Raw genomic sequence first — 14,416 nt, forward strand, 5'->3', positions numbered from 1 at the left:
GATAATCCTTCCCTCCCTTCCTCGATTATCACCCCATCAATGGCATGAGAATGTTTTCCGCAGAGCCGGAAGGAGAAGAGTCATGGCCACGCTCCAGATCGTAGCAAACAGCAACCAGACGACCAAACCAGCAGCAGTGGCGGCCATCGCCAAACCGGCAATGAGCCCACTTCGCATGTGGAGTGCCGTGATCGGTTCCACGCTGGGTGCGTTCATGGCTGTGCTCAACATCCAGATCGTCAATGCCTCGCTTGCCGATATCCAGGGCGCGATCGGCGCAGGTACCGACGACGGCGGCTGGATCTCGACATCCTACCTGATCGCCGAGATCGTCGTCATTCCGCTCAGCGGCTGGCTCGCCCGGGTCTTTTCGGTCCGGACTTACCTGCTCGTCAACGCCATCCTCTTCCTGATCTTCTCGGTCGCCTGTGCGTTTGCAGTCAATCTGCAGCAGATGATCGTTCTGCGCGCCATCCAGGGCTTTTCCGGGGGCGTGTTGATCCCGATGGCCTTCACGATCATCATCACCTTGCTGCCCAAGTCGAAGCAGCCGATCGGACTTGCACTCTTCGCGCTCTCGGCCACCTTCGCGCCGGCCATCGGCCCGACCATCGGCGGTTACCTGACCGAGAATTTCGGCTGGCAATATATCTTCTACGTCAACCTCGTTCCGGGTTCGCTGATGATCGGCATGCTGTGGGCGTCGCTTGACCGTTCGCCGATGAACCTCGGTCTGCTCGCCAAGGGCGACTGGCCCGGCATCGCCACCATGTCGATCGGCCTTGCCGCATTGCAGACCGTACTCGAGGAGGGCAACAAGGACGATTGGTTCGGCTCGCCCTTCATCGTTCGCCTTTCGGTCACCGCCGCCGTGTCGCTGACGCTTTTCCTGATCATCGAGCTGAAGACGGCCCATCCCCTGCTCAACCTTCGCCTGCTGGTCCGTCGCAACTTCGGCTTTGGCATTGTCGCAAACTTCCTGCTCGGTGTTGCGCTCTACGGCTCTGTCTTCGTGCTTCCGATCTATCTGACCCGCATCCAGGGCTATAATTCGGAGCAGATCGGCATGGTGCTGGCCTGGACCGGCATCCCGCAGCTTCTGCTCATCCCGCTTGTCCCGCGTTTGATGAAGCGCTTCGATGTCCGGATTCTGATCGTCGTCGGCTTCGCGCTCTTTGCCGCCAGCAATTTCATGAATGTTCACATGAGCGGCGACTATGCCAGTGACCAGCTCTTCTGGCCGAACATCGTGCGCGCCATCGGCCAGGCTCTCGTCTTCACGCCACTGTCGGCGATCGCCGCCGCTGGTATCGAACAGGAAAATGCGGGGTCGGCATCCGCCCTCTTCAACATGATGCGCAACCTCGGTGGTGCGGTGGGCATCGCCTCGCTGCAGACATTCCTGTCGAAGCGCGAGCAGTTCCACTCGAACATCCTGACCAACTCCGTCTCCGTGTTCGAAGAGGCCACTCGCGACCGCGTTGCAAAGCTTGCCGCCTATTTCATGAGCCATGGCGTCAGCGACCAGGCGACGGCCACTCACAAGGCCGTGGTTGCGGTCGCTCTCAATCTGCGCAGGCAGGCAAATATCATGGCCTTCAGCGACACCTTCTTCCTGCTCGGCATGGGACTGGTGGTCGCCCTTCTCGCCTCTCTGCTCCTCAAGAAACCCGGTCAACTGTCCGGCGGCGGGGCTCACTGAACGCCATCTTGGATCCTCGAAAGGCAACGCCATGAACACCCTGCTCAAAGATCCGCTCTCCCGCAGTCAAAGGGCGCCCGGAAGCCGCACTGTCGATCCGAACTCGATCCTGTCGGTGCTGGAATGGTTGTCTGGAGACGAATGCCATGCCATCGACGAAGCCGGCCTGATCTCCGGACTGGGCCGCCGCCTGCAGGCGATCGGCCTTCCGATCGACCGATTGACCCTGCACCTGATGACCCTTCACCCAGAGTTCCTCGGACGGACAATCGCCTGGGCGCCGGGCGAACCTGTCGAAATCCATGATCGAGAGCACGGCGCCAACCTTGCCTTCACCAACAGTCCGCTGCGCAAGGTCATGGATACCCGCGAGACGATGATCGTCGGGCCTGACGAGAGGAGATGGCCGTGGCAGCAGATCGACGTGTTTGCGGACCGCGGATTGCTGCAGCTCTTCGTTGCGCCGCTCTGCAACGTCGACGGCCCGGTCAGCGCGGCCGTCTTCGCGACGCGGCGGGCTGAAGGCTTCTCGCTGTCGGATGTCGGTGTCATCGAGCGAATACTTCCAGCGCTGCGCAACGCCTGCGAACTGCGGGCATTGCGCCAGGTGGAACTGAGCCTGCTCGACATCTACATCGGCCCGATGACCGCGCAGCGCATCCTCGCCGGCCACATCCGGCAGGGTGAAATCGAGACGATGGAGGCAGCGCTGATGCTCTGCGATCTCCGCGGCTTCACCGAGCTTTCGAATAGGCTGCCCGGAGCGCGCGTCCTGGAACTGCTGAATGCATATTTCGACATGGTGGTGCCCGCGATCACAAGGGAGGGTGGCGAGGTCCTGAAGTTCATGGGCGACGCCGTGCTTGCGTTCTTTCCCAGCTCCGACGCAGAGACGGCCAGCAGATCCGCCCTTGCCGCATCGGATGCAATCCTCGACGATCTCGACCGCTTCGAATTCGACGGGTTGACCATCAGGGCCAGCATCGCCCTTCACTACGGCGAGTTCAGCTACGGCAATATCGGATCGGGCCGCCGTCTCGACTTCACGGTGATCGGTTCCGACGTCAACCTGCTCAGTCGCATCCAGGGTGCGTGCGGCGTGCTCGACAAGTCGGTGCTGATGTCGGATGCGTTCCGCCAGAGAACAGGAGCCGAGAATATCCGGTCAACGAGCTTCCATCGGCTAAAGGGCTTCGAGGATCCCATAGAGCTGTTCACGATCGATGCGTGCGAAACGGCTGCGGGTCAATGATGTTGTCGAGGACGATTTGAACGATTTGATCATTGCCGACGTTATGTGGCTATCGATAAACAGCACACCGGTGAGCACGCGTGAAATTCAAAGGCCGGGCGGAATTCCTGACGCTTGAGGAATTCAGCCAGAGATTCATAGAGCGGATGGTGCGCCATCCCGACGCCGTCTACCTGCGCGATGGATTGCCTGTTCGTCGGTACGCCGAGAATGTAGCTCACGCCTATTGGATCGAGGCGCTTAAACAGAGTGTGTCTCCCGAGGATTGCGCCGACACCGATATGAGTGGGTGGGTAAAATAAGTCCTGGCAGGCAGATGAATGCAACGAACTATAATGGCGCCTACGGATTGCTCTTGAGTGTCGTCATTCCCGTCTTGTTCCAAGGGCTTGGCCCGTGAACAAGGCCTCCGTCTCCATCACTCGGGTAGTCCCGCGCGCCGCAGTCCGTCGGCGAACGCGGCAAAATCTTCCGGACGATGGATCGGAAGCCAATCTTTCAGGTTCGACACGCGCAAGGACGGATCAAGTTCGCGCATGCGCCGCATCGCGGCACGGGCCTCTTCCGGTCGCCCCGCGAGCGCATGGCTTGCTGCCGCTAGACTGACCGCGATCAGGAAGCTCGGCAAATTCCGCGTCGCTTTCTCCGCCCATGACGAGGCGGTATCTAAGCGTCCCGCGAAGAAATGTGCGAGCGCTGTTCCTGCTTGCATCCGAAACATTTCGGGATCCAGCGGGCTCAAGCGAACGGCGCGCGCGAAGTGTTCGATTGCGCCTTCCGTTTCACCGTGGAAGGCCCGGAGGAACCCGCCCAGAAACCAGGCGGGCGCGAGATTTGGATTGAGCAACACTGCCCTGTCGAGTAGCGCGATGCCGCCATCGAGTTCGCAGGCGAGATGGGCGAGCGCATGTCCACCGCGGGTGAGGGCGACGGCATCGTCCCTCCCCAGTTCAACCGCCAGGCGCGCCAGACGGATACCCTCGGTGATTTCTCCAGGACGATCCGTCATCCAGCCGTTGGCCTTGCGCCAGAAATAACACCAGGCAGCCATGCCATAAGCGGAAGCGAATTCCGGATCGAGCTCGACCGCCTTGTAGAACAAGGGCAGCGCCGCCTCGATGGCCTCCCTGGTTCCATTGTGCAGTTTCGCCATTCCGCGCAGATAGTAGTCGTACGCATCGAGACTATCGGTCGGCTTCCGCTTGGCCCGTTCGATCTCGGCTCGCTCAAGCTGAGGCGCGATCGCGCCGACGACGCTCTCGGTGATCTGATCCTGCAGTTCGAAAATGTCATCGAGAGCGCCTTCGAAGCGCTCTGCCCAAAGGTTCGTCCCGCTGGTCGCGTCAACGAGCTGTCCCGTCATGCGCACTCTGCTACCCGCCTTGCGGACGCTGCCCTCCAGCACGTAGCGGACGCCCAGCTCGCGGCCGACTTCCTTCACGTCGACGGCTCTCCCCTTGTAGGTGAAGCTGGAATTGCGCGCGACCACGAACAGCCAGCGAATGCGCGACAGCGCCGCGATGATATCTTCCACGACACCATCGGCGAAATATTCCTGTTCTGTATCGTCGCTCAGATTGTGGAACGGCAGCACGGCGATGGACGGCTTTTCGGGGAGTGCAAGGTCTGGTGCGAGCGGATTATTTGGTTCGACATGCACGGCGTTCGGGGATGACGCTTCTTGCGAGGGGAACGCTTCGCTGATTTCGCCGATGAACCGAAAGCCCTTTCGGGCAATTGTCTTCACCAGCCGCTGTTCGTCGCCGTTGTCGCAGATTGCCTTGCGAACCGCATTGATATGGCTTGTCATCGTCGATTCTGAGACGATCCGTCCGCCCCAGACCGCCTGGAGCAGTTCATCCTTGCTCACCACGCGGTTGCGGTTCCGTACCAGATGAAGCAGCAGGTCGAAGACCTGCGGTCCGACCGAAACGACGTCGGACTGCCGGCTGAGTTCCCTGCGCTCCGGGTCGAGCGCGTAATCTTCAAATATGAATTGCACGTCGCCATCCCTATACCAAACGCCTTCGGCTGGGTGCCGAGGCAAACGGACTTCTGCTCGATCCCATCCATCGCATTTGGACCAACAATGAAGGTGCACTCAAGGGAAATTCAAGGTCGGCGCAAGGACTTCCAGCCCGCTTGAACGCAATATCCATCACATCAACCGCAGCGGTTGCGGTCATGGGAACGGAGAAAGATCATGAAAATCGTCGTCATCGGAGGCAGCGGCCTCATTGGTACCAAGCTCGTGACGCGCCTTCGCGAGAGCGGGCATGAGGTCTTCGCAGCGTCGCCGAGCTCAGGGGTGAATACCATCACCCGCGAAGGACTTGCGGAAGCGCTCGACGGGGCTGATGTCGTTGTCGATGTGGCCAATGCACCTGTGTGGGAAGACAAGGCAGTCCTCGATTTCTTCGAAACCTCGGGCCGCAACCTGCTGGCCGCAGAAACCGCCGCCGGTGTTCGCCATCACGTCGCACTGTCGGTTGTCGGCACGGAACGACTACTCGAAAGTGGCTACTTCCGGGCAAAATTGGCCCAAGAGACGCTCATCGTGGAGTCCGGCATTCCATACAGCATCGTTCGCGCTACGCAGTTCTTCGAATTTGTCGGCGGCATCGCGCAGTCGGCCACGTCAGGCGAGGAAATACGCCTCTCGCCCGCGCTGATACAGCCGATATCGTCCGATGACGTGGCTGCAGCGCTGGCCGACGTCGCGGTCGCCAAACCGGTCAACGGAATGGTCGAAATCGCCGGCCCGGAAGCAATGCCCCTCGATGAACTTGTAAGACGTTTTCTGAAGATCACCGCCGATCCGAGAAAGGTCGTTCCTGATGTTCACGCGCGTTATTTTGGTGTTTCCCTGAACGATCAATCGCTGACGCCCGGCAAGAGCCCACGCGTCGGTGCGGTTCATTTCGAGGCTTGGCTCAAACAGTCAACAGCTCGGTAGGCAGCCGAATATACTCAATGCAGTGCGAACTGCGCTACCTCGATAGCGCAGTTCGCGGTTTGGCTTCGAATGACGAGCGCGTCCCCGGGTGGATAGGCTATCGGCCCCAATAGCTCATATCGCTGTCGGCGCATTCCTCCGGTGACAATCCCTCCGGGTGCAGCTCTTCCCAATATGTCAGTGCAATGTCCTCCGCATATTTGCGAAGGGACCGGCCTTCATGCAGCGGTTCGAAGTCGGGGTGGCGGAGCATATGTCCGACAAAGCGCTGACTGAACTCTTCCAGGGCCATCGTTGCGGCGGTCTTTTCCTCTGGAACCGGGTTCTCGAGCTTTTCAGAGTTCATCTTGCTTCATCCAGCTGCGGGTGTCTGAGGCAATAGTAATATAAATGTTCAAAAACCAAAGCCGGCTTTTCAAAATTCGGGCGGGAATGATGACGGCCATATGGCTATCCTGCCATCCAAATGGGCGTAGACGAATTGCAGGCTCTTCATTTCCTTGATCTGGTTACACAATAGGCGATCAATTCGAGCCATGTTCTCCGCAAGCTTGCGGGACTTGCGCTTGAGACTTGGGTTGTGCTTGAGACTCGGAATGGAGAGACAGAGATGACGGAAACTCGTCCCTTATCGGAAGACGCGCCCAATACGAGTGTCAATCAGAACGTTCTCTCCGGTTCGTCCGCCGGGCATCTGGCCCTGGTTCCCACATGGCTTCCGTTGGATGTCGCGCCCGATGCGGGCCATAATTCGGCCGGAAGCGGTGGCGACGGAATGGCTGTCGGCCTTATAAGCAGCACTCCCACGGCCGTCTTCATGCCGTCCAATGCTGCTATCGCCGGCCCCTATTCCGAAGCTGACGCGCACCAGGGCAACGATGCCTTGATCAATCAGCATGTCACGGAAATGGCCGGCATCGGTGGCAACGGCGGCAGCGGCAATCTAGCGCTTGGCTTTGGAGGTAATGCCGTCAATCACGCCGGAACCGGCGGCAACGGCATTTTCTACGGTGGCATCGTCAGTTCCGATGTCGCGGTATTCGCCCCCGTGAATACCGCCGTGGCTGCGGGTCCGGGCTCCATCGCCCATGCTGATCAGACGAACAATGCGGCGTTCCTGCAAGGCGGGACCCAGATCGGCGGTGTCGGCGGCTCGGGCGGCGATCACAATATTGCGGGCGGCGGCGCAGCTGCAAGCCCGGGAACTGCGATCACCTTCACTGGCGACAACTATGCAGGACACGGTGGCGACGGCCACTTCATCGGCAGCATGGTCGACGTGAATGTGGCTATCTTCTCGCCCATCAACATAGCCGTCGGGGCCGCCGGCGGCTCCGCGGAGGCCCATCAGACTAACAACGCCATCTTCAGCCAGGGTGGCATGCAGATCGCCGGAATCGGCGGCAATGGCGGCGGCTTCAACATGTCTTCAGACACGATTTTCACTGGAAGCCATGCGGCGGGGGGCGGGGGCGACGGGTCTTCGACCGGCAGCATGGTCGACGTCAATCTCGGATATTTCCACCCCATCAATATCGCCGTTCCCGCCGGTGGCACGGCCGATGCCACGCAGATCGACCATGTTCTGACCGACCAGCATACGCTGCAGATGGCCGGCGTCGGCGGACTTGGCGGGGAGGGCAATCTTTCGGATGCTCATTCGGCACTCGTCGACGACATCCTCCATTCCCTGCATACCTAAAGCGGCGTCGGATACGTTCCACGCTTGCGGGCGAAACGCTGGCAACAAGCCGGTGACCACTGTTGCATCCATCCATTTCGAGAGCCGAAATATCGACCGCGGGAGCCTTGCGCCGTCGAGGCCAACGGGCGGCGCCCGGATGTATTCTTTTGGTCGTTCGCACAATACATCCTACCCCCATGCATACCCCAGCCAAAGGAACGTCCCCAAATATCTAGCTAGTTCGCGGCTGACGTTACGAGCACTATTCCAAGGCGGTTATCTTGCCTGGCCATGAGATGCTGGGTACCCGGCCGTCGGAGAAACACGGACTGAACTAGGTAGGGGAGTAATGTTATGCCTATTCCGCAAATATCTGACACGATCCATCTCAGCAACCCGACTGCGGGCGACGCCAATGCGGGCAACGGCGGAGATGGCTACAGCTACGGAGATATCCACTACAATCCGGTCGCCTATGTCGCCGACACGCAGGTCGTGGCCGGCGCAACGACCGACATCCACAACGGTGATCATGTTTGGCAGACGGCTGATTGGGACGCCGGCAATGCTGGAAGTGGTGGGTTTGCCCAGGCTCAAAACGGCCTTCTGGCAGCCGTTACGAACACTGGATCGGGCGGTGCTGGTGGAGATTCCACTTCCAACGGCAGCCAGGGCTCGTCAAGCGGCGGCGACACGGCAGCCGTTTCGGCACCCACGACGGCCACCCAATATACGCAGCTCCTGGCCGATCAACATGCCACCATCCTCGCCGGGGTCGGCGGCAATGGCGGCAACGGCAACTATGCCCAGGGCGGCGATATCTCGTCGGCAGTGGTCCACACGGACCCCTCAACCGTCAACACGTCGGTTTCCAATGCCCTCGACCATTTCTCGGTCGATTTCGGCCATATCGATCTGAGCCATATCGGCTCGTGAACACAGGCCCCGAGGATCGCCGGCTCCGGTCGGCGATCCTCTTATTTCGCACGGTCTGACCCTGCGTTTCCCTTGTCAGTATCGAGAGCACCGGGATCTGATAATGACAACAAGTCTCATCCAATCCCCAACACAACCGACGCACCTGGTTGCAGCCCTTCGCGCCTGTGGCTGTGCCTTTGGTCTGGTTTTCCTCTATAGCTGCGGCTACAACCTCTTTCTGCTCGCGCCCTCCATCTATCTCCTGCAGATCTACGATCGGGTCCTGTCGAGCCGGAGTGCCGACACCCTGCTGATGCTGACGCTCATAGTTGCTGCCGCAGTGGTGGTCGGCTCCATGCTGGATATCGTGCGCAGAGCGGCCCTATCGCGCATTGGCAGCTGGCTGGATCATCGGTTGCGCCCGGTCGTGCTCACCGCATCGTTCGAATATGCCTCCCGCGCCGACCGGGGCGTGGCGGCCGAATGCTACCGCGACCTGGCCGCGCTGCGTCAGTTTCTGGATTCGCCGGCGAGCGCGCTCCTCTTCGACGTTCCGTGGGCGCCGGCATTCCTGCTGCTGCTCTTCCTGGTTCACCCATTGCTCGGAGTGATCGGGCTTCTAAGTGCAGTCGCGCTGCTAGCGCTAGCGCTCCTGACGGAAATGGCGACGCGGCAGCCGCTTGCGCACGCAAACCTTGCTCTTTCAAGAAGCTACCTGCGGTTTGGAACAGCCCTTAAATATATTCAGGTGATCCGCGCGATGGGGATGCAGGATGGCGCCGCGCAGATCGTCTATCGCGACGCGGAGGTGGCCAGGAAGGCGCAGGACATCGCAATGCATCGAACGGAGATCATCCTCGGGTTTTCGAAATCCGTCCGGACATTGACGCAGATTCTGATGATGGGGGCCGCCACCTGGCTGGTGCTCGATGACAATAGCAGCCCCGGCATTATTTTTGTCGCCAGCCTGCTGCTCGGTCGTGGGCTGGCGCCGGTCGAAGGCGCCATAGGCGCGTGGCGCTCCTTTGCCTATACACGCAACGCCTTCAATCGTCTCAACAAGATGCTTATCGCCGTCGAATCCGATGGCGAGGCCAGAATGGTACCGATTCCAGAGCGCAGCGGCCTCATTCTCGACAATGTCGGATATGCGTTGCCGTTCGCCGATCGGCAGATATTGAGAGGTGTAACGCTGCGCCTGGCCCCGGGCGATTGCGTGGCGCTCATCGGCCCGTCAGGGTCCGGCAAGTCGACGCTCGGTCGGATCATTGCGGGAGTTCTGCAAGCGACGAGCGGGTGCGCGCTTCTTGGCGGCGTCGATATAACGGCCTTGCGTCTCTGCGGGGGCACGCGCCATGTCGGATATTTGCCGCAGGATATCGAACTATTCGGCGGCGCCATCAAGGACGTCATCGGGCGGCTGGATGGCGCCGACCCCGGAAAGGCGATCGAGGCGGCCAAGCTCGTCGGATTGCACGAGGCCATCATGCGGCTACCGCAGGGCTACGAGACCGATATCGGCGAGGGCGGAAGCTTGCTGCTGCGTTCCCAGCGCCAGCAACTCGGCCTGGCAAGAGCGGCCTACGGGAACCCATCCCTGATCGTGCTCGACGACCCGAATTCGAGTTTGGACTATGACGGCGAATGCATGTTGTTCAAGGCAATCGAACGAATGAAATCCCGGGGGATGACTGTCGTCATCATCACCCACCGTATGGGAATTCTGCCAGTCACCAACAAGATTGCCATCGTGCGCAATGGGACCGTCTCTGCCTTTGGAGATAGCGAACGGATCTACGAGACTTATCTTCGACCACCGTCGCAAACCGGAACGTAGGAGGCAGAGACCGCGCCATGACCCTTGTTCCTCTGGTTCCCCTTATTCCTCTCGTCACTATGCCAGCCAAACTCGCCAAGCCCTTCGGCGTGGCCCGCTGGTTTGCGCAAGGGTCAGGGGCGGCGAAAAGATTTCTCACCTATTGGCCGGTGGACGAAACGGCTCGCGCCGGACTGGCGACGGCCTCGCCGATGCCGAGACTTCGTTCCGTCGCATGGACCGGCAACCTGTTGATCGCCATCTTCATCGGCGGTTTCGGCATCTGGTCGATCTTCGCTCCGCTGAAAAGCGCCGCGGTTGCATCTGGTATCGTCGAGCCGGAGTCCGGCCGCAAGACCATTCAGCATCTGGAAGGCGGAATCGTCCAGCAGATTCGTGTCAAGAACGGCGATAAGGTCACTTCCGGGCAGGTTCTGATCGCACTCGACGACACCAAATCGCGCTCGGAGCGCGACAGCATTCAAGGGCAGCTCTGGGACGCCGAGGCAAGGCAGGCGCGCATGATTGCGGAGCAGGAGCGGAGCGACGAGATCAACTATCCGCAAGATCTCAAGGCATTGATACACAGCAATTCTTCGATCAGGTCCATCATGATCGGTCAGCAGAGGATCTTCCAGACCCGCCGTCAGGTCATGCAGGCCGAGGTTGAAGTTTCGCAACAGAAAATATCAGAGGTCGAACAGGAAATCATCGGGCTGACCGCACAGAAGACGGCATTGGCTGCCAGAGCTGAAATCTCCCGCCAGCAGCTGGAATCGTCCTCGGCTCTCGCCGCAAAAGGGGCGGAAAGAAAGACCAGGCTATTCGACCTTGGACGGGAGAAAGCAGATCTTGATGGCCAGATCGGCGAGACCCAGGCGCAGATTGCCCGCGCTTACCAGGTGATAAACGAGACGCAGGCCGCACTTGTGAAGCTTCAAAGCGATCGAATGAACGAAGTTGCCGAGGGTTTGCGGGACACTGAGAGCCAGGTCCTGCAGTTGGGCGAGCGATTGCGGGCGATCGACGACCAGCTTGCCCGGACGGAAATTCGCGCGCCCGAAGACGGCGTCATCATGGATTTGCGCATCCACACGATAGGAGGCGTGATCGGTGCAGGTGAACCGCTCGTCGATCTGGTGCCACGCGAAGGCCGCCTTGTCGTATCTGCGCATGTCCGGCCGGAAGATATCCACCTCGTGCACGCGGGACTCGAGGCGCAGGTTCATCTTCTCCCCTACAATCAACGGCGGGTACCGCTTCTGAGAGGCGAGGTAGAATACGTCTCTGCGGATCGGCTCGTCGATAAGCAAAACGGCCAACCCTATTATCAGGCGACGATCCGCGTGACGGACGAGCGGTTGGCAAAAATGACCGATGTCGAGCTGGTTCCAGGTATGCCGGCTCAGGCATTGATCGAGACAGGTAAAAGTAGTGTGGCGTTCTATGCAGTCAGGCCCCTCCTCGACAGCTTCCACAGAGCGTTCCGCGAGGACTAGAGCGACGTTCCCGAACATGTGCACGGTTTCGGGAAAGGCGCCTTGAAATTCATGATGTTACCGTGTCCTGGCGCGTCTCTATGGACGAGCGCCGTGGTAACAGCAAAATGGGAGCCAACTGCCCGGCGCGCGATGCGATGATGGATTGACGTTCGATTCCTTCCTGGTGTTCACGAATTCCAGGTTCGGATCCGTCGAAGGGACGCGGTGATGGGCAAGAGAAAATTCAATGACGATGAAATCACGGGCATTCTGAAGGAGCATCAGGGTGGAGTGACGGTAGCGGATGTTTGCCATCGGCACGGGATCAGCGAACCGACGTTCTACCGGTGGCAATCCCTGCAATTCAGCAATGTCGGTCTGGATGCCAAGAGGCTCCGGGCCCTGGAGCAGGAGAACCAGAAGCTGAAGAAGCTATTGGCCGCAGCCATGCTGGCCGCGGCTACGCTCAGCGAGATGCTTGAAAAGACCTCCAACGGTCGTGCGTAATGGAGAGCCAGTTCCGATTTCATACCATCAGATCGAGGGCTCGATCCCTCTGTCTCGTCGCATCTTGTAGCGAGAAACCGGGGTCCACTTTCTCGGAAAATGTTTCAGGATGCGCCCATATCGTGGCCGCTGCCGTTGGACGCATTGTAACCCAACCGGGCAACTACTTCTGTTCGGTTCTGGACCTGCAACTTGCGCATGATGTGCTGCAGATGCATTTTCACGGTGTGGCCCGACAGATTGAGTTTCCCGGCAATGACCTTGTTCGAGCAGCCGCACTGGAGTTCGGCCAGCACATCCGCCTCGCGAGGCGTAAAGTCGGCAATTGACAGGTAATTTGTTCGACCGTCCACGATCTTCTGAACATGATCTTCGCCATTGGCGTGCTCGACCGGGCCCAGCGGGCGCGTGCCCATCGGATGGGGGTAGAATACCCCGCCGGCGAGAACAAGGCGCAGGCCCGCAAGGGCGATTTCTATAGGCAGGGAGATGGTGAAGAAGCCGCGAATGCCCATTGTCAGCGCTTGAGACGCTATCAAGACATCGTCCGTATTGGACAACAGTGCGATCGGCACCTCGGAAAAGCGTTCCGTGATCGCTGCGAGATCATCGAGGAGGCTGATGCTCTTTACATTTCTGCCCCCCAAATCGATGGTGATCAAACGCACGTCCATTCCGAGAGCTCTATCGAGACTCTCGATTGACACCATATCGATGAAATTCCAACCAATGAGTTCGTGCTCGAGGAGCTTTACGATGGCTGTGCGTGCTAGCGTATGAGGCTCTACAACGATCACAGTCGGTGCATTGCGTCCCGCACGGCGCTTGGTCGCTAAGGTGATAGACACGTCCAGTCCCCCCTAGGATTTTTGCAATCCATTCGGGAGCGCATATTATTACTATTCTTGTTTCATGTCATGATAAATTGGGGATTAATCCCACCCATACGTTGCATGCGCCGACGCGGGATTCTCAAGAATCAAGTTTTCTTGTTGTTGAAAATATTAAGTTTTTCTGAGTATATGCCTAAATGTTAACCACAACCACAGCGAACGAAGAGAGGCCGATTTCGGGCTCCGCGTCATGTCAACGCCGTTCGGATTGATTGGTTGTGAAAGCCTATCGAGAGGTTCCGTCGACCGACAGTCGGCATCAGGGACGCGAGGGCCGTTTCCCCATGCCGATTGTCGCGCCCATATGGAACCGGTTTCCCGGCGGGGCGTTCATATAGCTGGTGTCGGGCACTACTGGCATTCCGCCAGCATTCCCGGCTGGGAGAGAAGTCATGAGAACGTTGTTTGTAGCGATGGGCCTGCTCGCCGCCACTGCCTTGTCGGCTGCGGCAGCCGAGCCGGCCAAAATGGTCGAAACGAAGATGGGCAAGGTTTGGGCCACCGAGAAGGGCATGACCCTCTACACGTTCGACAAGGATGCCAAGGACAAATCGAATTGCGACAAGGACTGCCTGAAGAAGTGGCCGGCCTTCCACGCCGCTGAAAAAGCCAAGGCGGAAGGCGAGTGGTCGTTGGTCAAGGCCGCCGATGGCAAGGAAATGTGGGCCTACGAAGGTAAGCCGCTTTATACATTTGCCGAAGACAAGAAAGCCGGCGACATGAAAGGCGACGGTGTCGGCGGCGTTTGGCACATGGCCAAGTAGATCGATCGGCTTACGAAAGAATGCAGAAGGCCCGCCCGAGCTTCAACTCAGGCGGGCCTTGTCTGTCGCAGAGAACTTAATCGTCGTATCTGTCGCGACGGTAATAACGGTCGTGGCCCCAGCCTCGGCGATCGTCACCGCGCCAGCCATGCCTCGGGCCGTCCCAGTCGCCACGCGAGCGGCGATCGTCCCAGTGGGCCCGCTGAGGACCCCAGCCATTTGGGCGGCAATGGCCCCATGGCGTGACGTGGAAACCTCTTCCGCATGCATAATCTACCTGGACGACGCCAGGCGCCGATGTCGCTGCCGGTTGGGCTATCGACGTGGCGGGCATCGCGCCCGCTGCTGTTGCGATCAAGCCGCCGAACAAGATTGCCGAGGCGAAAACTATCTTTTTCATCTGTCTCTCTCCGTATCAGATGACTAATCTAGCCACCAACGGA

At 59.4% G+C, this 14,416-nt stretch carries 14 protein-coding genes; 10 read left to right on the top strand and 4 right to left on the bottom strand.

Going from position 1 to position 14,416, the window contains the following annotated elements:
* Positions 1-82: 82 nt before the first annotated feature.
* The 3 genes from CPY51_RS14850 (at position 83) to CPY51_RS14860 (ending at position 3,256) form a co-directional block, all read left to right on the top strand.
* Positions 83-1,702 (top strand): MDR family MFS transporter, encoded by a 1,620-nt coding sequence (locus CPY51_RS14850; protein WP_111161020.1) that lies wholly within the window; start codon positions 83-85, stop codon positions 1,700-1,702.
* 31 nt (positions 1,703-1,733) lie between these two features.
* Positions 1,734-2,954 carry an adenylate/guanylate cyclase domain-containing protein gene (locus tag CPY51_RS14855; protein ID WP_111161021.1) on the top strand — a complete coding sequence of 407 codons (1,221 nt, stop codon included), beginning with the start codon at positions 1,734-1,736 and terminating at the stop codon, positions 2,952-2,954.
* 80 nt (positions 2,955-3,034) lie between these two features.
* Entirely contained in the window at positions 3,035-3,256 is a 222-nt protein-coding gene (locus CPY51_RS14860) for a hypothetical protein (RefSeq protein WP_111161022.1), read from the top strand.
* Positions 3,257-3,372: 116 nt separating this feature from the next.
* Here CPY51_RS14860 and CPY51_RS14865 read toward each other — a convergent pair whose 3' ends face one another.
* Entirely contained in the window at positions 3,373-4,956 is a 1,584-nt protein-coding gene (locus CPY51_RS14865; protein WP_111161023.1) for a winged helix-turn-helix domain-containing tetratricopeptide repeat protein, read from the bottom strand.
* A gap of 201 nt (positions 4,957-5,157) precedes the next feature.
* On the opposite strand from CPY51_RS14865, the gene CPY51_RS14870 reads away from it, so the two are divergent.
* Positions 5,158-5,910, top strand: a complete 753-nt coding sequence (locus CPY51_RS14870; protein WP_111161024.1) for an SDR family oxidoreductase — start codon at positions 5,158-5,160, stop codon at positions 5,908-5,910.
* A gap of 97 nt (positions 5,911-6,007) precedes the next feature.
* On the opposite strand, the gene CPY51_RS14875 is transcribed toward CPY51_RS14870, so the two are convergent.
* Positions 6,008-6,256, bottom strand: coding sequence for a hypothetical protein (locus CPY51_RS14875; RefSeq protein ID WP_111161025.1), 249 nt, complete (start codon positions 6,254-6,256; stop codon positions 6,008-6,010).
* A gap of 264 nt (positions 6,257-6,520) precedes the next feature.
* On the opposite strand from CPY51_RS14875, the gene CPY51_RS14880 reads away from it, so the two are divergent.
* From CPY51_RS14880 to CPY51_RS14900, 5 genes are all read left to right on the top strand, one after another.
* Complete coding sequence (locus CPY51_RS14880) at positions 6,521-7,612, top strand: hypothetical protein (RefSeq protein WP_111161026.1); 1,092 nt, start codon at positions 6,521-6,523, stop codon at positions 7,610-7,612.
* A 336-nt stretch (positions 7,613-7,948) separates the two neighbouring features.
* Complete coding sequence (locus CPY51_RS14885) at positions 7,949-8,530, top strand: PE-PGRS family protein (RefSeq protein WP_111161027.1); 582 nt, start codon at positions 7,949-7,951, stop codon at positions 8,528-8,530.
* Positions 8,531-8,633: 103 nt separating this feature from the next.
* On the top strand, positions 8,634-10,349 hold the full coding sequence (locus tag CPY51_RS14890) for a type I secretion system permease/ATPase (RefSeq protein WP_111161028.1): 1,716 nt from the start codon (positions 8,634-8,636) through the stop codon (positions 10,347-10,349).
* A 59-nt stretch (positions 10,350-10,408) separates the two neighbouring features.
* Positions 10,409-11,827: an HlyD family type I secretion periplasmic adaptor subunit gene (locus CPY51_RS14895; RefSeq protein WP_111161396.1), complete on the top strand. Its 1,419-nt coding sequence runs from the start codon at positions 10,409-10,411 to the stop codon at positions 11,825-11,827.
* 210 nt (positions 11,828-12,037) lie between these two features.
* Positions 12,038-12,316 carry a transposase gene (locus tag CPY51_RS14900; RefSeq protein WP_111161029.1) on the top strand — a complete coding sequence of 93 codons (279 nt, stop codon included), beginning with the start codon at positions 12,038-12,040 and terminating at the stop codon, positions 12,314-12,316.
* A 104-nt stretch (positions 12,317-12,420) separates the two neighbouring features.
* Here the strand turns inward: CPY51_RS14900 and CPY51_RS14905 are convergent, their stop codons facing one another.
* Positions 12,421-13,164 carry a response regulator transcription factor gene (locus CPY51_RS14905; RefSeq protein WP_111161030.1) on the bottom strand — a complete coding sequence of 248 codons (744 nt, stop codon included), beginning with the start codon at positions 13,162-13,164 and terminating at the stop codon, positions 12,421-12,423.
* 437 nt (positions 13,165-13,601) lie between these two features.
* On the opposite strand from CPY51_RS14905, the gene CPY51_RS14910 reads away from it, so the two are divergent.
* Positions 13,602-13,973, top strand: coding sequence for a COG4315 family predicted lipoprotein (locus tag CPY51_RS14910; RefSeq protein ID WP_111161031.1), 372 nt, complete (start codon positions 13,602-13,604; stop codon positions 13,971-13,973).
* 76 nt (positions 13,974-14,049) lie between these two features.
* Here the strand turns inward: CPY51_RS14910 and CPY51_RS32295 are convergent, their stop codons facing one another.
* Positions 14,050-14,373 carry a GCG_CRPN prefix-to-repeats domain-containing protein gene (locus CPY51_RS32295; RefSeq protein WP_146260130.1) on the bottom strand — a complete coding sequence of 108 codons (324 nt, stop codon included), beginning with the start codon at positions 14,371-14,373 and terminating at the stop codon, positions 14,050-14,052.
* Positions 14,374-14,416 lie beyond the last annotated feature (43 nt).

Source organism: Arminella tubonensis, from assembly GCF_003240585.1.
Lineage (GTDB): Bacteria > Pseudomonadota > Alphaproteobacteria > Rhizobiales > Rhizobiaceae > Rhizobium > Rhizobium tubonense.